Consider the following 24,519-nt stretch of genomic DNA (forward strand, 5'->3'; position numbering starts at 1 on the left):
TCTGCCCGTCAGCGCCCCAGACGCCCGCGGACCATCCCGACCATCGCGTTGAGTTCTTCGACGCGCATGCGCTTGGCCGCGGCGAGGAAAACTGCTGCCAGGGCGATGAAGCCGGCCACGAGGGCGGCGAGCGACCCGACGGCGCCGCTGCCCAGCCACTGGGTGACCCCGTACGCGGCCGCGCCCGCCACGACGGCGGCCGGGACGCAAGCGCCGATGAGCCGGGTGTAGGTGCGCATCACGTGTGCCCCGTCGAGGTCCCCGCCGAGGCGGGCGCGCAGACGGCGCCAGGCGACGCCCACGCCGACGGCGTATCCGAGACCGTAGGCGGCGCCCATGCCGACGACTGCCCAACGCTCGGGGAGCACGAAGAAGGCGAGCGCCGAGACACCGGCGTTTACGGCGGCGACGATGACGGTGTTGTAGAAGGGCGTCCGGGTGTCCTCGTAGGCGTAGAAGCCGCGCAGGACGACGTACTGGACGGAGTACGGGATGAGCCCGAGGCCGAAGGCCATCAGGATGTAACCGATGTTCTGCGCCGTCGCCGCGCCGGAACCGGCGTAGAGCAGGGTGGACATCGGGACGCCCAGTGCGAGGAACGCGAAGGCGCAGGGGACGATCGCGACCGCGGACGTGCGCAGGCCGTAGGAGACGTCGTCGCGGACGGCGGCGACGTCCCCGTCGTGGGCCGAGCGCGAGATGCGGGGCAGGACCGCGGTCATCACCGAGACGGTGATGATGGCCTGCGGCATCTGCCACAGGAGCAGCGCGTAGTTGTACGCGGCGATGCCGGTGCCGTCGTGGCCCTGGGCGTGGGCGACATCGCCGGCCCAGGTCGCGAGCTGGGTGACCACGATGAGGCCGAGCTGGTTGGCCAGGACGAAGAAGAACGTCCACTTGGCGAGGCCGGCGGCCTTGCCGAGCCCGTGGCCCTTCCAGTCGAAGCGCAGGCGCGGCTTGAAACCGGCGTCACGGAGGTACGGGAGCATCGCCAGGGACTGGACGGCGAGGCCGAGCAGGGTGCCCAGGCCGAGCAGCCGGACGCCCTCGGGGGTGATGCCGGCCTCGTCCACGCCGGTGCTGGTGAAGCCGCCGAACGCCCAGATGAACGCGCCGAACGTGGCGATGACGACGATGTTGTTGAGGACGGGGGTCCACATCATCGCGCCGAACCGGCCGCGGGCGTTGAGGATCTGACCGAGCACCACGTGCACGCCCATGAAGAACATGGTGGGCAGGCAGTAGTGGGCGAAGGCGACCGCGACCTCCATCCGGTGCGGGTCGTCGGCGATCTTCTGCGACATCATGCCGATGAACAGCGGAGCCGCGAGCACGCAGACGGTGGTGACCGCGCCGAGCAGCACCACGACGAGGGTCAGGAGGCGGTTGGCGTACGCCTCGCCGCCGTCGTCGTCGTTCTTCATCGCGCGGACCAGCTGCGGGATGAACACGGCGTTGAGCGCGCCGCCGCCGACCAGCACGTAGATCATCGTAGGCAGGGTGTTGGCGACCTGGTAGCTGTCGTTCAGGGTGGTGACACCGATCGCGGTGCCGATCACGAGCGTGCGCAGGAAGCCGGTGATGCGGGACACGATCGTGCCGGCAGCCATCAGGGCGCTGGACTTCAGCAGGCCGGAGGCCTTCCCGGCGGGCTTGGCCGGCGCCGGGACGGCGACCGGGGGCTCCTCGGCGGTCGCCTGGGGGGCTGCCTCCTGGTCCCGGTACAGGTGCGCGAAGGCGTCCGGTTCCGGCTGCTCGTCAGCGGCCTTGGTCACCAGGGAGTCCACACCGACGAACTCCGTCGTCGTGGGGCGGTCACCGTAGGGCAGGTGACGGGAGGGGCCGTCCGGTTCGGGCGGCGGGGTCTGGGCCCAGACGCGCGCGTCGGGACCGCCGTACGAGGGTGGCTGGGGAGCCGCGTACAGCGGGCCGGGCTCGCGGTAGGTGCCCGGCGGCGGCGGGGGGTGCGAGGCCCGGTCGTACAGGACCTCCGCCACCGGATCCTGAGCCGACAGGTCCTGTGACCGGTACGGGTCGTAGTCGTAGGCATCCTGGACATATGGGTCGTGATCCGGCGCGGGTGCGGGCGCGGAGGCCTGCCCGGGCACCGGGGCACCCGGCGCGGTGCCCTGGGAGGGCCCGGGCCCACCAGTGCCCTGCGCGCGGTCACCGTCGTACGGCGCGTTCATCGAAACCCCACCTCATCGTCCCCAGGCCGACCGGCCACGGCATCGCTTTAACGGTCCACTGTCTCATCCGTGCCGGACCCGCTTGTGCTTTGCGGTCCGGTGTCCGGGGACTCGTCACTCGGCTGCGTGCTCTCCTCGGCGGCCGCCCGGGCCGCCACGCGCTTGCGGCTCGTGTACATCTTGATGCCTGCGAGGACGAGGAGGAGAACGCCGCCCGCGATGACGAGCATGACGGTGGGAGTGACCTCGGTGGCCTCCACGGTGAACTTCTGCTGTTTCCCGTAGGGGGCGCCGTTCTTCGTGAACAGTTGCGCGGTGACCTCGACGGGCCCGCTCGCGGTGGCGTTCGCGGTGAACTTCAAGGTCTGACTGTGATCGGCCTGGACCGTGACTTCCTGCTCGGCCACTCCGCTGTCGCCGAACATCAGCCGGGTCGGATTGGCGGACTTCACCCGCAGGACCAGGTTGTGGACGTCCTGCACGAGGCTGTTCTGGACGCTGACCGGGATGATCGCGCTGTGCCCGGACAAGGTGGCGTCGGACTTGGGGACGACCTTGACCTTCTCGGTGAGCCCGATCAGGTAGTCCTGCACCTGGTCCCGGTAGCCGGCGGCCTCCTCGGGCCGGCCGCGCCACGAAGCGGACATCTCCCGGTTGGTGGTGTTGCCGAAGGGGATTTCGACGCGCTCGGGGGCCGCGAGGATCACCTTGAAGTGGTCGAGGGTGTCCTGGGTGGTCCGGATCTTTTCGAACGCCGACACCGGGAGTTCCTGGCGGCTGAGGGCCTCCGGGTATTGGCCGGCACCCGGGACCTGGGTGGCGGCGCCGGGGTCCGGCTTGGCGGAAGCCGCCGCTTCGAGGTCGGAGGGCTGGGTCCAGCGGCCGCCCTGGAGGCCGCGCAGGGCGGAGGCCATCGACTCGGCCTGGCTTGCGGACGGCATCCGCTGCGGGGTGACGACGAAGCTGCGCTGCTCGTCACCGCCCTGCAGGTTGAGGGCGAGACTGTGGGCCAGGAACCTCTGCACGGCGAGCGTGGAGTCCTTGGCATTGACCATGTCGCCTTCGAAGGCCGTCGACAGCTCGGCGTCGGCGACGATCGCGGTAGCGCCCGCGCCGATGGGCCGGGCGGCCGTCGGGGTGTAGCCGAGGGCGCCCGTTTCCTGAAGGCTGTCGCTGCGGGTGAGGACGTTGTGGGCGCCCGCCGAGGTGGCGACGTTGACGATCGACGGGTCGATGGCGCCGTTCACCGGCCAGGAGAAGTCGGTGGACGGAGTGACGTGCAACACCGTCTCGACGGCCTGCCTGGCCTTGTCGGTGGCGGGCCGTAGCTGGCCGAGGGTGCCCGAGACGTCCTTGCCGTGGTGGGCGAGGGAAGCCAGATCGGGGTCGGCGTAGGGCAGCGCGACGACCTTCTTGCCCTGGACCGCGGTTTCCAGGGCACTCAGCCACTGCTCGGCTACGGCCTTGCTCTTGCCCGGCAGGGGCTTTCCGTCGGGGTCGGGGTTGCGGATCCGGTAACCCTTGGCCATGGCGTCGACCGTATAGAGCAGGTCCGGATCGATGACCCAGGTGATCGGCAAGTCCTTGCCGAGGGAGACCATCCGCTCCAGGCGGCCTCCCGGCGCCAACTCCTTGGCGAGGGAGTCGTCGAGGAATACGGGCGTCTGCGACTCGTCCGAGCCGGTTTCCGCCGTGACCCTGGTCGTGGAGATCAGCGGCCACGCGTAGGTGAGGGAGGAGCGCTTCTGGGCGGCCTCGGGCTGCCACGGCAGGAACGTCCGGCGGATGCCGAGCACCTGCTCGTACGGTCGGCTGTCGGTCTCGCCGGACAGTGACACACCCAGCTGGTAGACGCCGTCCTTGCTCAGGTCCAGCTTGCCGACCGGAACGTTGATGGTGAACGACTGGCTGGCCCTCGAAGGCAGCGAGTCGATCTTGACCGCGTAGGCCGGGTCGATCTCCCCCGGGTCCACGCCGGCCCGGAAGCCGGTGCGGTCCGCCACCTCGTCGATGGACGCCCGGTCACCCAGGACGGGGCCCACGCGCAGTCCCACGTGCGCACCCTTGATCGCCTCGCGGCTGTTGTTGACCACGCTGCCGGAGATGGTGAGGGTGTCGCTCTTCACAGGAGCATTGGGCGACACCTCGAGCAGCTGGACGTCGACGGGGGAGTCGGCGGCCTGAGCCGGCGGTGCGGGGGCGTAGACCAGGGCGGCGATGACCGGCGTGCCGGCCAGCATGACCACTGCCCGCCGCAGCCAGCGGCGCCGGGCAGGGGCGGCTGCCCCCAGGATGTCTGCCGCCTCGGCCACGCGCTCGCCCGTCCCTCGAAGTGTCAGTGGTCGTCGGTTGTGCGTCCACGAATGGTAACGAGGCCCGCTGTGCGCGAGTGCCGCGCCTTGCTCCACATGATCGGCTGCGGCCCGTGGGCGCTCCGGGGCGGGGTGGCCGCAAAACGAGGCGGCCCCTGGTGGGCGGGCCACGTACCCTTTTCTGTTGTGCCGAACGCCAATGAAGACACCCCCAGTGCCCTGAGTCAGGTGCAGCGCCAAGCGGTCAGTGAACTGCTGCGCGTCGCCCCTGTCGCCGACGAGCTCGGCCGCCGTTTCCAGGAGGCGGGCTTCCGCCTCGCCCTGGTCGGAGGCTCCGTACGCGATGCGCTGCTCGGGCGTCTCGGAAACGATCTCGATTTCACCACCGACGCGCGTCCTGAGGATGTGCTGAGGATCATGCGTCCCTGGGCCGACACGGTGTGGGACGTCGGTATCGCCTTCGGCACCGTCGGCGCGCAGAAGATGGCTCGCGTCGCGGATGCCGACCGGAACTTCCAGATCGAGGTGACCACGTACCGCTCCGAGTCGTACGACCGCACCTCGCGCAAGCCGGAGGTTTCCTACGGCGACTCGATCGAGGAGGATCTGGTCCGGCGCGACTTCACGGTGAACGCGATGGCCGTCGCGCTGCCCGAGAAGGAGTTCGTGGACCCGCACGGCGGCCTTGAGGACCTCCGGGAAGGCGTCCTGCGCACCCCCGGCACCCCCGAGGACTCCTTCTCCGACGACCCGCTGCGGATGCTTCGCGCAGCTCGGTTCGCCGCCCAGCTGGACTTCGAGGTCGCCCCCGAGGTCGTGGCGGCGATGAAGGAGATGTCGGAGCGGATCGAGATCGTCTCGGCGGAACGGGTGCAGGGCGAGCTGAACAAGCTCCTGCTGTCCCCGCACCCCCGCACGGGCCTCGGGCTGCTCGTGGACACCGGTCTGGCGGACCGGGTGCTGCCGGAGCTCCCTGCCCTGCGGCTGGAGAGCGACGAGCACCACCGGCACAAGGACGTCTATGAGCACTCGCTGACCGTGCTGGAGCAGGCGATCGACCTGGAGGAGGACGGCCCGGACCTCGTGCTGCGCCTGGCTGCTCTGTTCCACGACATCGGCAAGCCCCGCACCCGCAGGTTCGAGAGCGACGGCCGCGTCTCCTTCCACCACCACGAGGTGGTGGGCGCCAAGATGACCAAGAAGCGCATGACCGCTCTGAAGTACTCGAACGACATGGTCAGGGACGTGTCCCGGTTGGTGGAGCTGCACCTGCGCTTCCACGGCTACGGCGACGGCGAGTGGACCGACTCGGCCGTGCGCCGCTACGTCCGCGACGCGGGTCCGTTGCTGGAGCGGCTGCACAAACTGACCCGGTCCGACTGCACCACGCGTAACAAGCGCAAGGCCAGTGCCCTCTCCCGGACGTACGACGGCCTTGAGGAGCGGATCGCGCAGCTCCAGGAGCAGGAGGAGCTGGACGCGATCCGGCCCGACCTGAACGGCAACGAGATCCAGCATGTGCTGGGCGTCGGCCCCGGTCCGGTCATCGGCAAGGCGTACGCGTTCCTGCTGGAGCTGCGGCTGGAGAACGGGCCGATGGGACGTGACGCGGCGGTGGCGGCACTGAAGGAGTGGTGGGCCTCTCAGGCCTGAGGCCGGGGTCGGTCGGCGATGTTTCACGTGAAACCGAGCTGACGTTTCACGCGAAACGTCAGCTCGGTTTCACGTGAAACATCGCCTGGGGTGCCCGTTACCCCCTGGCGGCTACCTCTGTGCGGTGTCCCCGGTGGAACGGCGGCCCTGCCGCTGGAGGAGCGCCGCCGTGGCGGCGTAGAGGACGGCCACGCTCACCACCAGCACAACGGACCGGCCGTCTGCGGGGAGTATCAGTGCGGCCACTGCCGCCGCTGCCACGAACGCGGCATTGAACAGCACGTCGTAGACGGAGAAGACCCGGCCGCGGAACTCGTCGGCCACCTGGAACTGCACGACGGTGTCGGTGGAGATCTTGGCGCCCTGTGTCGCGATGCCCAGGGCGAAGGCGGCGACGAGCATCGGTCCGGGCGCGAAGAACAGACCGAGCGCCGGGACCAGGACCGCCGCACCACCGGCACATAGGGTCATCCAACCGCGGGTGCCCAGCCGGCCAACCATCCACGGCGTGACGACGGCGGCCGCGAAGAAACCCGCGCCCGAGACGCCGATGGCGACACCCAGCAGCGCCAGGCCGGCGGCCTCGTCGTCCGACCAGGAGTAGCGGCAGAGCATGAGCAGTGTGACGAGCAGAGCCCCGTAGCAGAACCGCATCAAGGTCATCGCGGTGAGCGCCTGCGCCGCTTCCCGGCGGCCCGACAGGTGCCGCAGGCCTTCGGCCATGCCCCGCACGGTGAGGGCCACTCCTTCGGTGAGCGAGGGATGGGACCGGCCGGGAGGATGGTCGGGCCCGAGGAGGCCGACGGCAAGGCGCAGCGAGACGAGCGCGGCGCACAGGTACAGCGCGGCGCCGAAGAGTACGACCAGTGCGTCGGAGTTCGAGGCCAGGAGCCTGATCAGGAAGGCCAGTCCCCCACCCGCGGTCGCCGCCAGGGTTCCGGCGGTCGGCGAGAGGGCGTTCGCGGTCACCAACTGGCCGGACCCGACGACGCGGGGCAATGACGCGGCCAGCCCGGCGAGGACGAAGCGGTTGACGGCGGTCACGGACAGGGCCGATGCGTAGAACAGCCAGTCCGGGACGTGCGTGACGATCAGCATGCCGGTGACGCAGGCGAGAAAGGCGCGCAGGAGGTTTCCGTAGAGGAAGACCTGCCTGCGGCGCCAGCGGTCCAGCAGCACTCCGGCGAACGGGCCGATCACCGAGTAGGGCAGGAGCAGCACCGCCATCGCGGAGGCGATGGCCGCGGGCGAGGTCTGCTTCTCCGGCGAGAACACCACATAGGTGGCGAGCGCGACCTGGTAGACGCCGTCGGCGGCCTGGGACAGCAGCCGTACGGTCAGCAGGTTGCGGAAATCCCTCAGGCGCAGGAGTACGCGCAGATCACGTACGACAGGCATGAGGGCAAGGGTCACATACGCCGAGGGTCCCCGGGCACATTTGCCCGGGGACCCTCGGCGGAAGAACAGTCGAAGTCCAGGTGTCGAACGGCCTTGGCCTTCGGGTGTTTCCTTGTGGAGCGCGTTGAGCCGGAGCTGCTTAGCGCTCGACCTCGCCCTTGATGAACTTCTCGACGTTGGCGTAGGCCTCGTCGTCGAAGTACTGCACCGGCGGGGACTTCATGAAGTAGCTCGACGCCGACAGGATCGGACCACCGATGCCGCGGTCCTTCGCGATCTTCGCGGCGCGCAGGGCGTCGATGATGACACCGGCCGAGTTCGGGGAGTCCCACACCTCGAGCTTGTACTCGAGGTTGAGCGGGACATCGCCGAAGGCACGGCCTTCCAGGCGGACGTAGGCCCACTTGCGGTCGTCGAGCCACGCGACGTAGTCGGAGGGGCCGATGTGGACGTTCTTCTCGCCGAGCTCACGGTCGGGGATCTGCGAGGTGACGGCCTGGGTCTTGGAGATCTTCTTCGACTCGAGGCGGTCGCGCTCGAGCATGTTCTTGAAGTCCATGTTGCCGCCGACGTTGAGCTGCATGGTGCGCTCAAGACGGACACCGCGGTCCTCGAACAGCTTGGCCATCACACGGTGCGTGATGGTCGCGCCGACCTGGGACTTGATGTCGTCACCGACGATCGGGACACCGGCCTCGGTGAACTTGTCCGCCCACTCCTTGGTGCCGGCGATGAAGACCGGGAGGGCGTTGACGAACGCGACCTTGGCGTCGATGGCGCACTGCGCGTAGAACTTCGCCGCCTCCTCGGAGCCGACGGGCAGGTAGCAGACCAGAACGTCGACCTGGCGGTCCTTGAGGATCTGGACCACGTCGACCGGAGCCTCGGCGGACTCCTCGATGGTCATGCGGTAGTACTTGCCCAGGCCGTCCAGGGTGTGGCCGCGCTGCACGGTGACGCCCGCGTTCGGGACGTCACAGATCTTGATGGTGTTGTTCTCGCTGGCGCCGATGGCGTCCGAAAGGTCGAGGCCGACCTTCTTCGCGTCGACGTCGAACGCGGCGACGAACTCGACGTCACCCACGTGGTAGTCGCCGAACTGGACGTGCATCAGACCGGGGACCTTGGCCGCCGGGTCGGCGTCCTTGTAGTACTCGACGCCCTGCACCAGCGAGGCGGCGCAGTTGCCCACGCCGACGATGGCTACGCGAACCGAACCCATTCCGGTTGCTCCCTGTTTGTTCTCGGACGAGGCCTGCGAGATGCAGACCTCACTTTGTCGTTTCGTCGGGCGGACCGGGTCGTCTCTGATCCCGTCCCGCTCGCTCGCTCTCGATGAGCTCGTTCAGCCAGCGCACTTCGCGCTCCACGGATTCCATTCCGTGCCGCTGCAGCTCAAGGGTGTAGTCGTCGAGCCGCTCCCGCGTGCGCGCGAGCGAGGCGCGCATCTTCTCCAGACGCTCTTCCAGCCGGCTGCGGCGGCCCTCCAGCACTCGCATGCGCACTTCCCGCTCGGTCTGACCGAAGAAGGCGAACCGGGCGGCGAAGGACTCGTCTTCCCAGGTATCGGGGCCGGTGTGGGAAAGGAGCTCCTCGAAGTGCTCCTTACCCGCGGCCGTCAACCGGTAGACGATCTTGGCACGGCGCCCCGCGAGTGAAGCGGCGAGAGCGTCTTCCGGGGCGTTGCCCGGCTCTTCGATCAACCAGCCGTTGGCGACCAGCGTCTTGAGGCAGGGGTAGAGGGTCCCGTAGCTGAACGCCCTGAAAACCCCCAGAGAGGTGTTGAGCCGCTTGCGAAGCTCGTAACCGTGCATGGGGGACTCGCGAAGCAGGCCGAGGACGGCGAACTCGAGGATGCCTGAGCGTCTGCTCATCCGCCCGCCTCTCCGCTGGCTCCGAGTTTATGTCGAGCTGATGTATCGACTCGATACATCCAGACGATAGAGCGGGCGGCCCGTGCCGACAAGAGGTGGAGTGGTGACCGGCGTCACATCACCAATTCGTACGATGCAAGTTGCCTGATTTGGGGTGAACTTCGGCACTCATTGGGTTTTGACCCTGCGTACTCTTTGCCGCATGACACCGGGGGAACCGGAATGTAACCGCCGCTTCCAGGCCACTCGCCTGCCCGAGGAGTAGTCGTTCGATGAGCGAGCACCGCCGCAAACCGCCGCAGCAGCCCCAAGGCGGCGGGCGCGCCGCGTCCCGCCGTGCTGCCCAGCAGCGCCCGGGCCGAGGCGCCGCGGCCGGACGTGACGTCCCCATGGCCGCACGCAGCGGCCCGCACGCGGGCCCTCAGCCCTCCCAGGGCAGCAGGGCCGACGCACGCAGAGCCACCCAGAGAGGGTCCGCGGGCCGTGGGCGCGCGGGAGACAAGGGACGGCCGGACAAGCGGCTCCTCAACTATCCGCGCTCAGACAAGGACGGCTGGCAGCGCTTCATGCCGTCGTGGAAGCTGGTGTGCGGCACGATCTTCGGCTTCTTCGCAGTGATCATCGCCGGTGCCGGCATCGGTATCGCCATGGTCAACACCCCTGACGTGAACAAAGCGGCGAAGGCGCAGAACAACGTCTTCTTCTGGGCGGACGGCAGCCAGATGGTCGCCACCGGCGGTTCGATGAACCGCCAGATCGTGCCCATCGACAAGATCCCCCTCTCGATGCGCAACGCCGTGATCGCGGCGGAGAACGAGAGCTTCGAGACGGACAAGGGCGTCGACCCGATGGGCATCGCCCGCGCCGTGGTGAACATGGCCAAGGGCGGCTCCACCCAGGGTGGGTCGACCATCACCCAGCAGTACGTCAAGAACACCTATCTCGACTCCGACCAGACGCTCAAGCGGAAGGTGACCGAGCTCTTCATCGCGATAAAGCTCGGCGTCTCGGAGGAGAAGGACACCGTCCTCGCGGGCTACCTCAACACCGCCTACTACGGCCGGGACGCCTACGGCATCCAGGCCGCAGCACGCGCGTACTTCGGCAAGGACAGCGAGAAGCTGGACCCCTCGGAGAGCGCGTTCCTGGCATCGATGCTCAAGGGGCCCAATCTCTACAACCCGGACGGCGGAATCGGCTCGGCGGCCACGCCGGAGCTCAACGAGAAGCGGGCCCGGCAGCGCTGGGCCTGGGTGCTGGACCGTGAGGTCGCGGTGGGCCGGATGGACCCGACGGAGCGGGCCAAGTACACGCAGTTCCCCGAGCGCATCGAAGCCGAGCAGGTCCGCAGCCTCTCGGGACAGACCGGCTACCTGGTCGAGACGGCCAAGCAGTACGTCGCGAAGACCTTGCACATCAGTGCCGACGACTTGGCCCGCGGCGGCTACCAGATCCACACCACCTTCGAGAAGCCGAAGGTGGACGCCCTGGTCAAAGCTGTCGAAGACACCCGCAACGGCTTCATCGACGAGAAGGCCCGGCCCGAGACCGACACCTTCGTCCAGTTCGGCGCCGCCTCCGTCGACGTGAACACCGGCGCGATCGTGGCCCTGTACGGCGGCCCGGGCATGGACAAGAAGTACTTCAACAACAACGCCAACACCAGCGGCGTCCCGGTCGGCTCGACCTGGAAGCCGTACGTGCTGGCGGCGGCGATGGAGTACGGCACCAAGAAGTCGAAGGGCGAGGGCATCTCGGCGGCCAGCAAGTACATGGCCAACGACATGACGGTGATCAACGACCGGGACGGCAAGCCGCTGCTCGGCGCGGGCGGCGCGCCGTTCAAGCAGAAGAACGAGAGCGACCGCGCCTACGGCTACGTAACGCTGAACGAGGCGATGGAGAAGTCCATCAACGTGCCCTTCGCCCAGCTCGTCTTCGACGTCGGGCACAGCAAGGTCCGGGACGTGGCCGCTTCCACCGGCATCCTCAAGGATTCCATGGATCCGAACGACAACGCCTCGTTCGCCCTCGGTACCTCCACCCCCAGCGCCATCCGGATGGCCGACTCCTACGCCACCTTCGCCGCGTCGGGGACCCATCACGAGCCCTTCTCGGTCACCAAGGTCGAGAAGAACGGCACGGACCTGCCGGGGTTCGAGGCACCCAAGGCGCAGCGCGCCATGGACAACTCCATCGCGGACAACATCACCAAGGTTCTCAGGAACGTCGTCGAGAGCCCCGAGGGCACCGGTAACAAGGCGAAGAAGCTGGGACGGCCGGTGGCCGGCAAGACCGGTACGACCGACAAGAACAAGTCGGCCTGGTTCGTCGGTTACACCCCCGAGCTGTCCACCGCGGTCACCCTGTTCCGCAGCGACCCGAGCAAGCCGGACCAGGGTCTCCAGTCCATGAACGGCGTGGGCAACATCGACTCGATCCACGGTGGTGACATCCCGGCCGCCATCTGGACCGAGTACATGAAGGAAGCGCTCAAGGGCAAGCCGGTCAAGGACTTCCCGGAGGCCGAGGAGACCGGTGTCGTCGCGGACGCCCCGGGGGCCCCCACCCCCTCTCCACAGGCGCCCTCGCCCTCCCCCTCCGCCTCCCAGCCGTCGCCGTCGGCGAGCCCCTCCACGTCGGGGTCCCCGTCCCCGTCGCAGAGTGGTAAGCCGACCTGCAAGCCGTGGAAGCTGTGCCCGCCGGACACCAGCGGAGGTACCGACACGGGCACCAGCACCGGCGTCGACGGCGGACCGGCGGGCGGCACCTCCGGGTCGCCCTCGCCGTCGGCCAGCGGCAAACCGGGCCGTGCGGGCGGCACCAGCTGGGGCACCAGTCTCGGCACCGGAGGCTGATCCCTCCCCGCCCCGCTCGACGAGGGCCGTCGCATCTGTGCGGCGGCCCTCGTGCGTGCCCGGCGCGGTACGGCAGGATGAGCCCATGACCAAGGTGTACGAGGACCGGCCCGTTCTGCCGACCCAGCAGGACGAGGTCGCCGCCGCCGGCAGCGAGCTCATCGGCGGCCCGTTCGGCCGCCGTGCCCGGCTGGGCGGCCACTGGCTGACCCCAGTCCGCGTCGTGGTCCTCATCGCGCTCGGCATGTTCGCGCTCGGCATGATCCAGAAGGTGCCGTGCTACGACTGGGCGTGGTTCCGGGGAACCGGCTCCCAGTACACCCACGCCTGTTACTCCGACATCCCGCACCTGTACGTGGTGCGCGGCTTCGCCGACGGCCTCACCCCCTACTGGGACCGGCTCCCGGGCGACATGGAGTATCTGGAATACCCGGTGCTCACCGGGCTCTTCATGCAGATCGCCTCCTGGATGACCCCCGGCAGCGGCTCGATGCAGCACCGCGAGCAGATCTACTGGATGGTCAACGCGGGAATGCTGATGGTCTGCGCCGCCGTCATCGCCGTGTGCGTCGCCCGCACCCACCGTCGGCGACCGTGGGACGCGCTGCTGCTGGCCCTCGCCCCCGCCTTCGCGCTCACCGCGACGATCAACTGGGACCTGCTGGCCCTCGCCCTCACCGCCGTCGCGATGCTGATGTGGTCCCGCGGCCGCACGGTGCTCTTCGGCGTCTTCGTCGGGCTGGCCACCGCGGCCAAGCTCTATCCGGTCCTGCTGCTCGGGGTGCTCTTCGTCCTCTGTCTGAGGGCCGGGAAGTGGCGGGCGTTCGGTGCCGCCGCCGCGGGCGCGGCCGGTGCGTGGCTCGTGGTGAACCTGCCCGTCATGGTCTTCGCCTGGGACGGCTGGAAGAAGTTCTACACCTTCAGCCAGGAACGGCCCATCGACTTCGGTTCGGTGTGGTTGCTGATCTCCCAGCGGTCGGGCAACCCCCTGACCGGCGCGAACACCTACGCCACCTGCCTGACGCTGCTGCTGTGCGCCGGCATCGGGCTGCTCACCCTCAAGGCACCCCGCAGGCCGCGCTTCGCGCAGCTGGCCTTCCTGGTCGTCGCGGCCTTCATCCTGGCCAACAAGGTGTATTCGCCGCAGTACGTGCTGTGGCTCGTCCCCCTCGCCGCGCTGGCCCGGCCGCGCTGGCGGGACTTCCTGATCTGGCAGGCCGGTGAGGTCCTGTACTTCCTCGGGATCTGGTTCTACCTGGCTTACACGACCAGTGGCGAAAAGCACCAGGGCCTACCGGTCGAGGGATACCAGGTGGCGATCGCCCTGCACCTGCTGGCCACCCTCTACCTGTGCGCGGTGGTCGTACGGGACATCCTGCTGCCCGAGCGTGACGTCGTACGGCGCGACGGCTCCGACGACCCGTCCGGCGGGGTCCTGGACGGGGCGCCCGACGTTTTCACGCTGTCCAACGCCGCGAGGGCGCCGCATGACGCGACGCCCCCGGAAGCACAACGAGTGGAGTGGGGCCTCGGACCCCGGCACTGAGCGGACTCAGGCGTCGACCACCCGGTCGAACTGCGTGGTGGTGTGGCGCAAGTGCGCCACGAGCTCGTCACCGACCTTCGGCTCCGTGGCGTCGGAGGGCACGAACAGGATCGACACCTGCATGTGCGGGGGCTCCGCGAACCAGCGCTGCTTGCCGGCCCAGACGAACGGCGACAGGTTCCGGTTCACGGTCGCCAGGCCGGCTCGGGCGACGCCCTTGGCGCGCGGCATGACCCCGTGCAGGGCCTTGGGGGCCTCCAGACCCACCCCGTGCGAGGTGCCACCGGCGACCACGACGAGCCAGCCGTCGGAGGCGGCCTTCTGCTGGCGGTAGCCGAACCGGTCCCCCTTGACCACGCGCGTGACGTCCAGAACGGCACCGCGGTACTGGGTCGCCTCGTGGTCGCCGAGCCACAGCCGGGTGCCGATGCGGGCCCTGAACCGGGTCTGCGGGAACTGCTGCTGGAGCCGGGCCAGCTCCTCGGCCCGCAGATGGCTGACGAACATGGTGTGCAGCGGAAGCCGCGCCGCGCGCAGCCGGTCCATCCAGCCGATGACCTCCTCGACGGCGTCGGAGCCGTCCGGGCGGTCAAGCGGCAGGTGCAGGGCGAAGCCCTCCAGGCGCACGTCCTCGATCGCCGACTGGAGCTGGCCCAGGTCATGCTCCGAGACACCGTGGCGGCGCATCGAGCTCATGCACTCGATGACGACGCGGGCGCCGACCAGACCGCGGACCCCGTCCACCGAGGACACCGACCTGATGACCCGGTCGGGCAGCGGTACCGGCTCCTCGCCCCGCCGGAACGGGGTGAGGACGAGCAGGTCACCGCCGAACCAGTCCTTGATGCTCGCAGCCTCGTACGTCGTGCCGACGGCCAGGACGTCGGCGCCCATCCGGGTCGCCTCCTCGCACAGCCGCTCGTGGCCGAAGCCGTAGCCGTTGCCCTTGCAGACCGGGATCAACCCGGGGAACTGGTCCGCGATCTGCTTCTGGTGCGCACGCCAGCGCGCGGTGTCGACGTAGAGCGTGAGCGCCATGCCCGTCCGGAACCTCTCCGATAAGCCGCTGGGTGCGGCGGTGCTGTGTATGTGGATGGGGCGGAGTGCCGTCAGCGGCGCGACATGTAGATGTCGAGCGCCTTGTGCAACATCTTGTTCAGCGGGAAGTCCCACTCGCCCACGTACTCGACCGCCTCGCCGCCGGTACCGACCTTGAACTGGATCAGACCGAACAGGTGATCGTTCTCGTCCAGGGTGTCACTGATTCCGCGCAGGTCGTAGACGCTCGCACCGAGCGCGTACGAGTCGCGCAGCATGCGCCACTGCATCGCGTTCGAGGGGCGGACCTCGCGCTTGTGGTTGGCGGAGGCACCGTAGGAGTACCAGACGTGCTGGCCGACCGTGAGCATCGTGGCGGCGGCCAGCGGCTCGCCTTCATGCGTGGCGATGTACAGCCGCATGCGGTTCGGGTCCTCGGAGTTGAGGGCCGTCCACTGGCGCTGGAAGTAACTGAGCGGACGCGGGCGGAACTTGTCGCGCTCGGCCGTGATCTCGTACAGGTGCTGCCAGGTCGGCAGGTCGTCGTAGCCGCCCTGGACGACCTCGACGCCGGCCTTCTCGGCCTTCTTGATGTTGCGGCGCCACAGCTGGTTGAAGCCCTTGAGGACATCGTCCAGCGAGCGGTTGGCCAGCGGAACCTGGAAGACGTAGCGGGGCTGGACGTCTCCGAAACCGGCGCCCCCGTCCTCGGCCTGCTGCCAGCCCATCCGGCGCAGCTTGTCGGACACCTCGAAGGCACGGGGCTCGATGACCGAGGCCTCCACGTCCCGCAGGCGCTTGACGTCGGGGTCCTGGATACCGGACTTGATGGCGGCCGCGTTCCACCGGCGGATGACGACGGGCGGACCCATCTTCACCGTGAAGGCGCCCTGCTGCTTGAGGTGGGCCAGCATCGGCTGGAGCCACTCCTCCAGGTTGGGGGCGAACCAGTTGATGACGGGGCCCTCGGGCAGGTACGCCAGGTACCGCTTGACCTTGGGCAGCTGGCGGTACAACACGAGCGCGGCACCGACGAGTTCGCCGGACGCGTCGAACCAACCGAGGTTCTCCGAACGCCACTCGTTCTTGACGTCGGCCCACGCCGGGACCTGGCAGTGGCTAGCCGAGGGCAGGCTCTGGAGGTAACCCAGATGCTGCTCTCGGCTGATGGTCCTCAGGGACAGGCTCATGCGGGGTGCTCCTCCGGCGGCTTCGCTGGCTATGGCGCGAAGCCTACTGCGACGGGGGCGCCACCCTTATGGGGGACGGGCCGGGCCCGGGCCGTCGGCGGCCGGAGCCCCCCTCGCGGAGGTACCCCGGTCAGCCGGCCCAGCCGCCGAAGAGGCCGCCGTGCGCCATGCCGAGGTAGAAGCCCACGCCCGCGGCGCCCAGCCCGATGATCAGTGCGAAGCGCTCGCGTGTCGTCTCCGAGATGAACTGTCCGTACGCGCCGGTGAGGATCCCGATCAGCCCCGTCCACGAGCTGAGCAGGTGCAGGTTGTCGAAGAATCCCGTGATGAACGCCACGGTGCCGAGGACCAGCGTGACCGCCATCAGGGTGTCCTGGAGCGGGTGGGGCTTGCCGTCGGTCGCGAAGAGCGAGATGGAGGACTGAGGTCGCATTGCCTGTGCCATCGGAAGGCACCTCCTGGCTGCCGCAGAGCGGTGTTACGGGCCGCCTCCGGGGGAGCCGGGGGCATAGCACCGTGCACACCCGTTGGATACAGAGTGTGGCCCTCTCCTGCCGGATTTCAACCGGAAGGAGTCGAGCAGGTAGTCTGTACGGTCTGCGCGGTGTCTGCTCTGCGGACGCCGTGCGCACGCATCACGACCCTCCTGCCACGGAACGACCGTGGCCGCTGAGTCCAAAGGAGGTGGGTTCCACATGCGTCACTACGAAGTGATGGTCATCCTCGACCCCGATCTCGAGGAGCGCGCTGTCTCCCCGCTGATCGAGAACTTCCTCTCCGTCGTCCGTGAGGGCAACGGAAAGGTCGAGAAGGTCGACACCTGGGGCCGTCGTCGTCTCGCTTACGAGATCAAGAAGAAGCCCGAGGGCATCTACTCGGTCATCGACCTCCAGGCCGAGCCTGCGGTCGTCAAGGAGCTTGACCGACAGATGAACCTGAACGAGTCGGTTCTCCGGACCAAGGTCCTTCGCCCCGAGACCCACTGAACTTCGGTTCAGCGGTAATCGGGACCGAGTAGCACAGCAGCCCAGCAGCAATCCCCGCCGAGAGGTTCATCCATGGCAGGCGAGACCGTCATCACGGTCGTCGGCAATCTCGTCGACGACCCCGAGCTGCGCTTCACCCCCTCGGGTGCGGCGGTCGCGAAGTTCCGTGTCGCGTCCACCCCCCGCACCTTCGACCGTCAGACCAATGAGTGGAAGGACGGCGAGAGCCTGTTCCTGACCTGCTCGGTGTGGCGGCAGGCGGCGGAGAACGTCGCCGAGTCCCTTCAGCGAGGCATGCGCGTCATCGTGCAGGGCCGGCTGAGGCAGCGGTCGTACGAGGACCGTGAGGGTGTCAAGCGCACGGTCTACGAGCTGGACGTCGAGGAAGTCGGCCCCAGCTTGAAGAACGCCACGGCCAAGGTCGCCAAGACCACGGGTCGCGGCGGCCAGGGTGGGTACGGCGGCGGTCAGCCGCAGGCCGGCGGCGGCAACTGGGGCGGAGCCCCCAGCGGTGGCGCCCCTCAGGGCGGCGGAGCTCCCTCCGACGACCCGTGGGCGTCCAGTGCGCCGGTCGGTGGCCAGCAGCAGGGCGGCGGCGGGGGCGGCTGGGGCGGAAGCTCCGGCGGCTCCGGCGGCTCCGGCGGTGGCTACTCGGACGAGCCGCCCTTCTAGGGCAGCTCGCATCCCCACTTCTTGATCACACAGGAGAGACACAATGGCGAAGCCGCCTGTGCGCAAGCCTAAGAAGAAGGTCTGCGCATTCTGCAAGGACAAGACCGCGTACGTGGACTACAAGGACACGAACATGCTGCGGAAGTTCATTTCCGACCGCGGCAAGATCCGTGCCCGCCGCGTTACCGGCAACTGCACGCAGCACCAGCGTGACGTCGCCACGGCCGTCAAGAACAGCCGTGAGATGGCGCTGCTGCCCTACACGTCCACCGCGCGATAAGGAAAGGGTGACCGACTAATGAAGATCATCCTGACCCACGAGGTCAATGGCCTCGGTGCCGCTGGCGACGTCGTCGACGTCAAGGACGGATACGCCCGCAACTACCTGATCCCGCGTCGCTTCGCGATCCGCTGGACCAAGGGTGGCGAGCAGGACGTGGCGCAGATCCGCCGCGCCCGCAAGATCCACGAGATCGCGACCATCGAGCAGGCCAACGAGATCAAGGCCAAGCTCGAAGGCGTGAAGGTGCGCCTGGCCACCCGCTCGGGTGACGCCGGCCGTCTCTTCGGTTCCGTCACGCAGTCCGACATCGCTTCGGCGATCGAGGCTTCCGGTGGCCCGAAGGTCGACAAGCGCCGCGTTGAGCTCGGCTCGCCGATCAAGACCCTCGGTTCGTACCAGGTCTCCGTGCGTCTGCACGCCGATGTCCTGGCGAACGTGGGCGTCGAGGTCGTCGCCGCCTAAGTGCTGCGCATGAAGGGCCGCACCCCACCGGGGTGCGGCCCTTCGTCGTAGTCGGCTGTTTCACGTGAAACCGCGGTGTTTCACGTGAAACGAGGCTCCGGCCGTCAGCGGGTCGCGCCGGCCACCAGCCACCGGCCCGAGCGGGCGCGCAGCTGGAGGGTTGCCATACGGACCACCATCATCAGGGTCATGGCCCACCAGAGGGCGGTCAGGCCGCCTCCCAGGCTGGGCAGGAGCAGCGCCGCCGGGGTGAATACGGCGAGAGTCAGGAGCATGGCCCAGGCGAGGTAGCGGCCGTCGCCCGCGCCCATCAGGACTCCGTCGAGCACGAAAACGATTCCGCAGACCGGCTGGGAGACGGCGAGTACCAGCAGGGCGGGTAGCAGCGTGCCCTCTACGACCGGATCACTGGTGAAGAGCGGTACGAAGACGGGCCGTGCGAGGGCGACGAGCAGACCCAGCACGAGACCGCCGACGATGCCCCATCGCACCATTCGTCGGCACAGGGCTTTGGCCCCTTCGGTGTCTCCCGCACCCAGGTAGCGGCCGATGATGGCTTGTCCGGCGATCGCGATCGCGTCCAGCGCGAAGGCGAGCAGGGTCCACAGCGAAAGCAGGATCTGGTGGGCGGCGATGTCCGCGTCGCCCAACCGGGCGGCTACGGCCGTCGCGATCATCAGAATGGCGCGCAAGGACAGCGTGCGGACCAGAAGCGGCGCACCGGCCTGGGCGCAGGCTCGGATGCCTGCCGTATCGGGCCGTAGCGTGGCGCCATGCCGACGGGCGCCGTGGACGACCACGGCTAGGTAGACGGCGGCCATCGCACATTGGGCGACGACAGTGCCCCACGCGGATCCGGCGATGCCGAGACCGGCGCCATAGACCAGCGCCACGTTCAGGGCGCCGTTGAGGGCGAAGCCGCCGATGGCGACGTAGAGCGGGGTGCGCGTGTCCTGGAGACCTCGGATGACACCTGTGGCGGCCAGCACCATGAGCATGGCCGGGATACCCAGGGCGGAGATCCTCAGATAGGTGACCGCGTAAGGGGCGACGGTGTCGGAGGCCCCGAAGAGGGATATCAGCCATGGCGCTGTGGGAAGGACGACGGCAACCACGGCGGCACCGAGCAGCAGCGCCAGCCAGATCCCGTCCATGCCCTGACGGATGGCGGCCTGGAGGTCACCCGCGCCGACCCGCCGTGCGACGGCCGCGGTGGTGGCGTAGGCGAGGAAGACGAAGACACTCACCGATGTGGTGAGCAGGGCGGCTGCGACGCCCAGACCGGCCAGCTGAGGGGTGCCGAGGTGCCCGACGATGGCGCTGTCGGCCATCACAAAGAGCGGTTCGGCGACGAGCGCGCCGAATGCCGGCAGGGCGAGTGCCAAGATCTCGCGGTCGTGCCGTCTCGGGCTCGCTTCCGGAGCTGTGGGGGCCAGTTTCATACGTTCAATCTAATCTTCCACAGGTAATGGACACAAGGCCATTGGGGCCCTTACTTGACTGTTGGCTTGCGGGTTCTCCGCACCCCTTTGGAGGCGATCTTGAGCCAGTGGCCAAGAATTTTCTCCCCCACAGCCTGAGGAGGAAGAAACTGCAGCTCAGAGGGGTGCTAAGGGTGGTCAGGTGATTTTGTCCACAGCGTCGTCCCCCGGTCCGTGCACAGCTTCGAGGGAGTTACCCACAGCATTGGCGCCGTCATCCACATCTCATCCACACAGCCTGTGGATAACAAGATTGGCTGACGTCGTCCGCGGCCCTACCGTTGTGCGTTGCCCCGATGCGCCGACAGCCGGTCCGGGGTCCCCGAATGTCAGAGCCGTGCCCTAGAAAGAGTGGCACGGCGAGGTCCGCGTTGCGGACGGGAGGAGGCGGCCCGGTGAGTATGCCCGAGCCCATGGACGACCCCTGGGCCGACAGCGGTCCGGGTGACCGTCTGCCCGCCCGTTCCCGCCGGGGCGGCGACGGCCGCGGCCGTGCTGACGACCAGCAGGACCGGGGGCGCGAGGGCGGCTCCTGGGACGGCGGGGGCGGCGGCTTCGAGCGTGTCCCGCCGCAGGACCTCGATGCGGAGCAGTCGGTTCTCGGCGGCATGCTGCTGTCCAAGGACGCCATCGCCGACGTGGTCGAGGTGCTCAAGGGGCACGACTTCTACCGGCCCTCACACGAGACGATCTACCAGGCCATCCTCGACCTGTACGCCAAGGGTGAGCCCGCCGACCCGATCACCGTCGGCGCCGAACTGACCCGGCGTGGAGAAATCAGCAAGGTCGGCGGCGCCGCTTACCTGCACACCCTCGTCCAGTCCGTGCCGACGGCGGCCAATGCCGAGTACTACGCGGAGATCGTCCACGAGCGGGCCGTCCTGCGCCGGCTGGTCGCCGCCGGTACGAAGATCACGCAGATGGGATACGCGGCGGACGGCGACGTCGATGAGATCGTCAACAGCGCCCAAGCCGAGATCTACGCGGTCACCGAGCAGCGGACGTCGGAGGACTACCTGCCGCTGGGCGACATCATGGAGGGCGCCCTCGACGAGATCGAGGCGATCGGCTCACGCAGCGGCCAGATGTCCGGCGTCCCCACCGGCTTCACCGACCTTGACTCCCTGACCAACGGCCTGCACCCCGGTCAGATGATCGTCATCGCGGCCCGCCCCGCCATGGGAAAGTCGACGCTCGCCCTCGACTTCGCCCGCGCCTGCTCCATCAAGAGCAATCTGCCCAGCGTCATCTTCTCCCTCGAAATGGGCCGCAACGAGATCGCGATGCGCCTGCTCTCTGCGGAAGCCAGGGTCGCGCTGCACCACATGCGCTCCGGCACCATGACGGACGACGACTGGACCCGGCTGGCCCGCCGTATGCCCGACGTCTCCGCCGCCCCCCTCTACATTGACGATTCGCCCAACCTGTCGATGATGGAGATCCGCGCCAAGTGCCGTCGGCTCAAGCAGCGCAACGACCTCTCGCTCGTCGTCATCGACTACCTGCAGCTGATGCAGTCCGGCGGCTCGCGCCGTCCCGAAAGCCGTCAGCAGGAGGTCTCGGACATGTCCCGAAACCTCAAACTGCTGGCGAAGGAGCTGGAGGTCCCGGTGATCGCGCTGTCCCAGCTGAACCGTGGCCCCGAGCAGCGTACGGACAAGAAGCCGATGGTCTCCGACCTGCGTGAGTCGGGCTCGATCGAGCAGGACGCCGACATGGTGATCCTGCTGCACCGTGAGGACGCGTACGAGAAGGAGTCGCCCCGCGCCGGCGAGGCCGACCTGATCGTGGCCAAGCACCGTAACGGCCCGACGGCGACGATCACCGTGGCCTTCCAGGGCCATTATTCGCGGTTCGTGGACATGGCCAACACGTAGCATCCGATCATGACTGCCGTACCCGAGGACTACCAACTGCTCCCTGCCACCCGCCGCGCGCTGCGGCACCGGATCGCCGTGGCGCAGAGCGAGGGGCGTGCGCCCTCCGTCGTCGCGGCTGTCGTGCGTGGTGGGGAGGTGGTCTGGGAAGGGTCCCGGACCTCCGTCGACGGACACGGCCCGGACGGGAACGTCCAGTACCGGATCGGGTCGATCACCAAGACGTTCACCGCCGTGCTGGTGATGCGGCTGCGGGAAGAAGGCCTGCTGGAACTCGGCGACCGACTGGAGAAGCACCTGCCGGGCACGGGTGCCGGTGAGGTGACCGTCCGGCAGCTGCTGGCGCACACGGGCGGGCTGGCGGCCGAGACGCCGGGCGAGTGGTGGGAGCGGAGCCCGGCCGGGCTGCGGCCCGCCATCTCGGACGTGCTGGGAGAGGAGCCGTTCCGCTTCGAGCCGGGCTTGCGGCACCACTACTCCAACCCGGGCTACACCTTGCTCGGTTCGCTCGTCGAGGCGGTGCGGGGCAAGCCCTGGGAAGACGTGCTCCGGTCCGAGGTGCTGGCCCCGCTGGGGCTGGACCGTACGACGGTGGGTCCGCAGGCTCCGCACGCCGGCGGCTGGGCGGTGCACCCCTGGGCGGACGTGATGATGCCCGAAGCCGTCGAGGACCTGGGAATCATGGCGGCGGCCGGTCAACTGTGGTCCACCACTGCCGATTTGGCGCGGTTCGCGGCGTTCCTGGTGCGGGGTGACGCCCGCGTGCTGAGCGCCGAATCACTGCGAGAGATGCGTATGCCGGCCGTCGCACCCGAGCCCGGTGCCACCGCGAACGGCTACGGACTCGGACTGCAGGTGCTGGACCACGGTGGGCGCTCGCTGACGGGGCACGGCGGATCACTGCCCGGGTTCGTCGCGGGACTGTGGCTGAGCGAGGCGGACGACGTGGCAGCGGTGGTACTGGCGAACTGCACGTCGGGACTGCCCGCCACCACGGTCGCCGTCGACCTGATCACCATCGTGGCCGAGGCCGAGCCGCGCATCCCCGAGCCCTGGCGACCCTTCCTCGCTTCGGATCCGGTGGCCCTGGACCTGTGCGGCCCTTGGTTCTGGGGCACGGCGGCCCAGGTGGTGCGGCTGACGTCCGACGGGCTGCTGGAGCTGGGACCGATGGGACCGACGGGCCGCACGGCCAGGTTCCGCGCCGAGCAGGACGGCAGCTGGACGGGCCTGAACGGCTACTACGCGGGCGAGACGCTGCGCGCGGTCCGGCGGACGGACGGCTCCGTGAGCCACCTCGACCTCGGTTCGTTCGTGTTCACCCGGGAGCCGTACGACGCCGGGGCCCCGGTTCCGGGCGGGGTGGACCCACAGGGCTGGCGCGGCATCGGGCAATAGGGCAGTGGTGGACCGGGATCGGGCGGCCACCTGTCAGGAGACCAGCTCGCGCTCCAGCGGGGTGCGGAAGCGGGGAGTGATCCTGGCGTCCCCGATCCACTCGGCGAGGCGAGTGGCCTCCGCCGTCACTGCCCGCTCGACGGCGCCGCCACTGCTTCCCAGCAGGCGCCAGACGATCCGGCCGTCGGAGCGCTGAGCCCAGCCACCGACGATCTCGCCGTTCCACCACACAGTCGGGCCGATGTTGCCGGCGTAGTCGAACAGAGCGGCCCGGTACGCCGGATCCAAGTGGAAGCCGCGGTCGGCCCAGCCCATCCCGCTGGGGTCCAGCGCCGGCAGCAGCGCTGCCCACGGCTCCGGGGCGGATACGGGAGCGGTGTCGCCGGGGCTGACGAGGGCGGTCATGCCGTCTTCGAGGCGGACTTGTTCCGCCCCGGTGGCGGCCAGTGCCTTGCGGGCGTCGGTCAGGGTCCAGCCCGTCCACCACTTGAAGTCGGCTTCGGTGGCCGGACCGTACGCATACAGCCAGCGGCGGGCGATTTCGGCGCGGGCTTCGGCGACGGGTACGGCCGGCCAGGGCTCGGTGTGGACCCACCGATACTGGCTGGAGGTCCACGCCCCGCGGGGACGGTCGCGCCGGATCCGGCCATCGGCCGCCAGGAGGCGGATGACGCGGGTCGCGACACCGGTCTCCGCCTCGTACTTCTTGCCCCGGCCTACGGTGATCTTCCGACGCAGAGCCGGTACGGCGGCTGACAGTTGGCCACCGGTGGCGGGGCCTTGAGAGTCGAGCGCGTCGAGCGCGGCCTGCTCCGCCTCGGCCAGCCAGGCGGCGTCGAGGCCTTGGCCGTCTTCTTCGAGGTGCTTGAGGAGGCTCCGGCGTTCTTTTACCGCGATGGCTCGGGCCGTGGACGAATCGACGTGGGGTGCGAGTTCGGTGGAGACAGCGAAGAGAGTGTTGCGCATGCTCAGCAGCCGGACCAGGCTCACGTCCCCGTAGAGGGCCTGTTCGACCGTGGCGGGGCCGCTTTCGCTAAGCCGTGCACGGGCGGAGAGGAACACGGTCGCGGCATCGGTGGCATGCAGGGCGACGACAGCGTCTGCCGCCTGGGGGACGGTGGCCGCGCGAGCCGAAGGAGCCAGGCGGTGGCGGCGTCCGAGCCGGTGGCGGCGCTCGGCCTGAGTGATGAGAGGAAGGGTGAGACTCACCCTCCCGATCGTAAGCCGGGCCACGGACAGTGGCCCGGCTATGGGGGATCCGTCAGGGGGTGGCCCCTCTGCGGGAGAGAGCCTCGGCGCAGG

The 24,519-nt window shown here is 68.8% G+C and carries 19 protein-coding genes; 9 read left to right on the top strand and 10 right to left on the bottom strand.

The features are described from left to right. Positions 1-8 precede the first annotated feature (8 nt). Together murJ and ACZ4M3_RS10295 are read right to left on the bottom strand one after the other, a co-directional pair. Complete coding sequence (murJ, locus tag ACZ4M3_RS10290) at positions 9-2,189, bottom strand: murein biosynthesis integral membrane protein MurJ (protein ID WP_467731158.1); 2,181 nt, start codon at positions 2,187-2,189, stop codon at positions 9-11. A 47-nt stretch (positions 2,190-2,236) separates the two neighbouring features. Then, positions 2,237-4,501, bottom strand: a complete 2,265-nt coding sequence (locus ACZ4M3_RS10295; RefSeq protein ID WP_467731159.1) for a DUF6049 family protein — start codon at positions 4,499-4,501, stop codon at positions 2,237-2,239. 186 nt (positions 4,502-4,687) lie between these two features. Between ACZ4M3_RS10295 and ACZ4M3_RS10300 the strand changes: the two genes are divergently transcribed. Continuing rightward, positions 4,688-6,154 carry a CCA tRNA nucleotidyltransferase gene (locus tag ACZ4M3_RS10300; RefSeq protein ID WP_467731160.1) on the top strand — a complete coding sequence of 489 codons (1,467 nt, stop codon included), beginning with the start codon at positions 4,688-4,690 and terminating at the stop codon, positions 6,152-6,154. A 111-nt stretch (positions 6,155-6,265) separates the two neighbouring features. Here the strand turns inward: ACZ4M3_RS10300 and ACZ4M3_RS10305 are convergent, their stop codons facing one another. The 3 genes from ACZ4M3_RS10305 to ACZ4M3_RS10315 form a co-directional block, all read right to left on the bottom strand. After that, positions 6,266-7,552 carry an MFS transporter gene (locus ACZ4M3_RS10305; RefSeq protein WP_467731161.1) on the bottom strand — a complete coding sequence of 429 codons (1,287 nt, stop codon included), beginning with the start codon at positions 7,550-7,552 and terminating at the stop codon, positions 6,266-6,268. A 139-nt stretch (positions 7,553-7,691) separates the two neighbouring features. Next, positions 7,692-8,774 (bottom strand): inositol-3-phosphate synthase, encoded by a 1,083-nt coding sequence (locus ACZ4M3_RS10310; protein ID WP_467731162.1) that lies wholly within the window; start codon positions 8,772-8,774, stop codon positions 7,692-7,694. Between the two features lie 49 nt (positions 8,775-8,823). Next, positions 8,824-9,426, bottom strand: coding sequence for a PadR family transcriptional regulator (locus ACZ4M3_RS10315; protein WP_467731163.1), 603 nt, complete (start codon positions 9,424-9,426; stop codon positions 8,824-8,826). A 272-nt stretch (positions 9,427-9,698) separates the two neighbouring features. On the opposite strand from ACZ4M3_RS10315, the gene ACZ4M3_RS10320 reads away from it, so the two are divergent. Together ACZ4M3_RS10320 and ACZ4M3_RS10325 are read left to right on the top strand one after the other, a co-directional pair. Continuing rightward, on the top strand, positions 9,699-12,284 hold the full coding sequence (locus tag ACZ4M3_RS10320; protein ID WP_467731164.1) for a transglycosylase domain-containing protein: 2,586 nt from the start codon (positions 9,699-9,701) through the stop codon (positions 12,282-12,284). 85 nt (positions 12,285-12,369) lie between these two features. Next, complete coding sequence (locus ACZ4M3_RS10325; protein ID WP_467731165.1) at positions 12,370-13,830, top strand: glycosyltransferase family 87 protein; 1,461 nt, start codon at positions 12,370-12,372, stop codon at positions 13,828-13,830. Positions 13,831-13,836: 6 nt separating this feature from the next. Here ACZ4M3_RS10325 and ACZ4M3_RS10330 read toward each other — a convergent pair whose 3' ends face one another. From ACZ4M3_RS10330 to ACZ4M3_RS10340, 3 genes are all read right to left on the bottom strand, one after another. Next, positions 13,837-14,868, bottom strand: a complete 1,032-nt coding sequence (locus tag ACZ4M3_RS10330) for an alanine racemase (protein ID WP_467731166.1) — start codon at positions 14,866-14,868, stop codon at positions 13,837-13,839. Between the two features lie 71 nt (positions 14,869-14,939). After that, positions 14,940-16,058, bottom strand: coding sequence for a lipid II:glycine glycyltransferase FemX (locus ACZ4M3_RS10335; protein WP_467731167.1), 1,119 nt, complete (start codon positions 16,056-16,058; stop codon positions 14,940-14,942). Between the two features lie 130 nt (positions 16,059-16,188). Continuing rightward, positions 16,189-16,503: a hypothetical protein gene (locus tag ACZ4M3_RS10340; protein WP_467731168.1), complete on the bottom strand. Its 315-nt coding sequence runs from the start codon at positions 16,501-16,503 to the stop codon at positions 16,189-16,191. A 250-nt stretch (positions 16,504-16,753) separates the two neighbouring features. Here ACZ4M3_RS10340 and rpsF point away from each other — a divergent pair, with 250 nt between their 5' ends. The 4 genes from rpsF to rplI all read left to right on the top strand — a co-directional run bounded on the left by rpsF (position 16,754) and on the right by rplI (position 18,461). Beyond that, on the top strand, positions 16,754-17,044 hold the full coding sequence (gene rpsF / locus ACZ4M3_RS10345; protein WP_004950685.1) for a 30S ribosomal protein S6: 291 nt from the start codon (positions 16,754-16,756) through the stop codon (positions 17,042-17,044). Between the two features lie 72 nt (positions 17,045-17,116). Beyond that, a complete protein-coding gene (locus ACZ4M3_RS10350; protein ID WP_467731169.1) occupies positions 17,117-17,716 on the top strand; it encodes a single-stranded DNA-binding protein in 600 nt (199 codons plus the stop codon). 43 nt (positions 17,717-17,759) lie between these two features. Then, a complete protein-coding gene (gene rpsR / locus ACZ4M3_RS10355) occupies positions 17,760-17,996 on the top strand; it encodes a 30S ribosomal protein S18 (RefSeq protein WP_005315025.1) in 237 nt (78 codons plus the stop codon). Between the two features lie 18 nt (positions 17,997-18,014). Next, complete coding sequence (gene rplI / locus ACZ4M3_RS10360; protein WP_361312876.1) at positions 18,015-18,461, top strand: 50S ribosomal protein L9; 447 nt, start codon at positions 18,015-18,017, stop codon at positions 18,459-18,461. A gap of 104 nt (positions 18,462-18,565) precedes the next feature. Here the strand turns inward: rplI and ACZ4M3_RS10365 are convergent, their stop codons facing one another. Then, positions 18,566-19,903, bottom strand: a complete 1,338-nt coding sequence (locus ACZ4M3_RS10365) for an MATE family efflux transporter (protein ID WP_467731170.1) — start codon at positions 19,901-19,903, stop codon at positions 18,566-18,568. Positions 19,904-20,355: 452 nt separating this feature from the next. On the opposite strand from ACZ4M3_RS10365, the gene dnaB reads away from it, so the two are divergent. Beyond that, on the top strand, positions 20,356-21,819 hold the full coding sequence (dnaB, locus tag ACZ4M3_RS10370; RefSeq protein WP_467731346.1) for a replicative DNA helicase: 1,464 nt from the start codon (positions 20,356-20,358) through the stop codon (positions 21,817-21,819). A gap of 9 nt (positions 21,820-21,828) precedes the next feature. Continuing rightward, a complete protein-coding gene (locus ACZ4M3_RS10375; RefSeq protein ID WP_467731171.1) occupies positions 21,829-23,217 on the top strand; it encodes a serine hydrolase domain-containing protein in 1,389 nt (462 codons plus the stop codon). 33 nt (positions 23,218-23,250) lie between these two features. Here the strand turns inward: ACZ4M3_RS10375 and ACZ4M3_RS10380 are convergent, their stop codons facing one another. Beyond that, positions 23,251-24,426 (bottom strand): winged helix DNA-binding domain-containing protein, encoded by a 1,176-nt coding sequence (locus ACZ4M3_RS10380; RefSeq protein WP_467731172.1) that lies wholly within the window; start codon positions 24,424-24,426, stop codon positions 23,251-23,253. Positions 24,427-24,519 lie beyond the last annotated feature (93 nt).

The sequence above is a fragment of the Streptomyces sp. NPDC026522 genome (assembly GCF_055567555.1).

Excerpts from the sequence above, each read along its gene's own strand:
- murJ (WP_467731158.1), bottom strand. The coding sequence starts at position 2,189 with ATGAACGCGCCGTACGACGGTGACCGCGCGCAGGGCACTGGTGGGCCC.
- ACZ4M3_RS10305 (WP_467731161.1), bottom strand. The coding sequence starts at position 7,552 with ATGCCTGTCGTACGTGATCTGCGCGTACTCCTGCGCCTGAGGGATTTC.
- ACZ4M3_RS10310 (WP_467731162.1), bottom strand. The coding sequence starts at position 8,774 with ATGGGTTCGGTTCGCGTAGCCATCGTCGGCGTGGGCAACTGCGCCGCC.
- ACZ4M3_RS10315 (WP_467731163.1), bottom strand. The coding sequence starts at position 9,426 with ATGAGCAGACGCTCAGGCATCCTCGAGTTCGCCGTCCTCGGCCTGCTT.
- ACZ4M3_RS10320 (WP_467731164.1), top strand. The coding sequence starts at position 9,699 with ATGAGCGAGCACCGCCGCAAACCGCCGCAGCAGCCCCAAGGCGGCGGG.
- ACZ4M3_RS10325 (WP_467731165.1), top strand. The coding sequence starts at position 12,370 with ATGACCAAGGTGTACGAGGACCGGCCCGTTCTGCCGACCCAGCAGGAC.
- ACZ4M3_RS10330 (WP_467731166.1), bottom strand. The coding sequence starts at position 14,868 with ATGGCGCTCACGCTCTACGTCGACACCGCGCGCTGGCGTGCGCACCAG.
- ACZ4M3_RS10335 (WP_467731167.1), bottom strand. The coding sequence starts at position 16,058 with ATGAGCCTGTCCCTGAGGACCATCAGCCGAGAGCAGCATCTGGGTTAC.
- ACZ4M3_RS10340 (WP_467731168.1), bottom strand. The coding sequence starts at position 16,503 with ATGGCACAGGCAATGCGACCTCAGTCCTCCATCTCGCTCTTCGCGACC.
- rpsF (WP_004950685.1), top strand. The coding sequence starts at position 16,754 with ATGCGTCACTACGAAGTGATGGTCATCCTCGACCCCGATCTCGAGGAG.
- ACZ4M3_RS10350 (WP_467731169.1), top strand. The coding sequence starts at position 17,117 with ATGGCAGGCGAGACCGTCATCACGGTCGTCGGCAATCTCGTCGACGAC.
- rpsR (WP_005315025.1), top strand. The coding sequence starts at position 17,760 with ATGGCGAAGCCGCCTGTGCGCAAGCCTAAGAAGAAGGTCTGCGCATTC.
- rplI (WP_361312876.1), top strand. The coding sequence starts at position 18,015 with ATGAAGATCATCCTGACCCACGAGGTCAATGGCCTCGGTGCCGCTGGC.
- ACZ4M3_RS10365 (WP_467731170.1), bottom strand. The coding sequence starts at position 19,903 with ATGAAACTGGCCCCCACAGCTCCGGAAGCGAGCCCGAGACGGCACGAC.
- dnaB (WP_467731346.1), top strand. The coding sequence starts at position 20,356 with ATGGACGACCCCTGGGCCGACAGCGGTCCGGGTGACCGTCTGCCCGCC.
- ACZ4M3_RS10375 (WP_467731171.1), top strand. The coding sequence starts at position 21,829 with ATGACTGCCGTACCCGAGGACTACCAACTGCTCCCTGCCACCCGCCGC.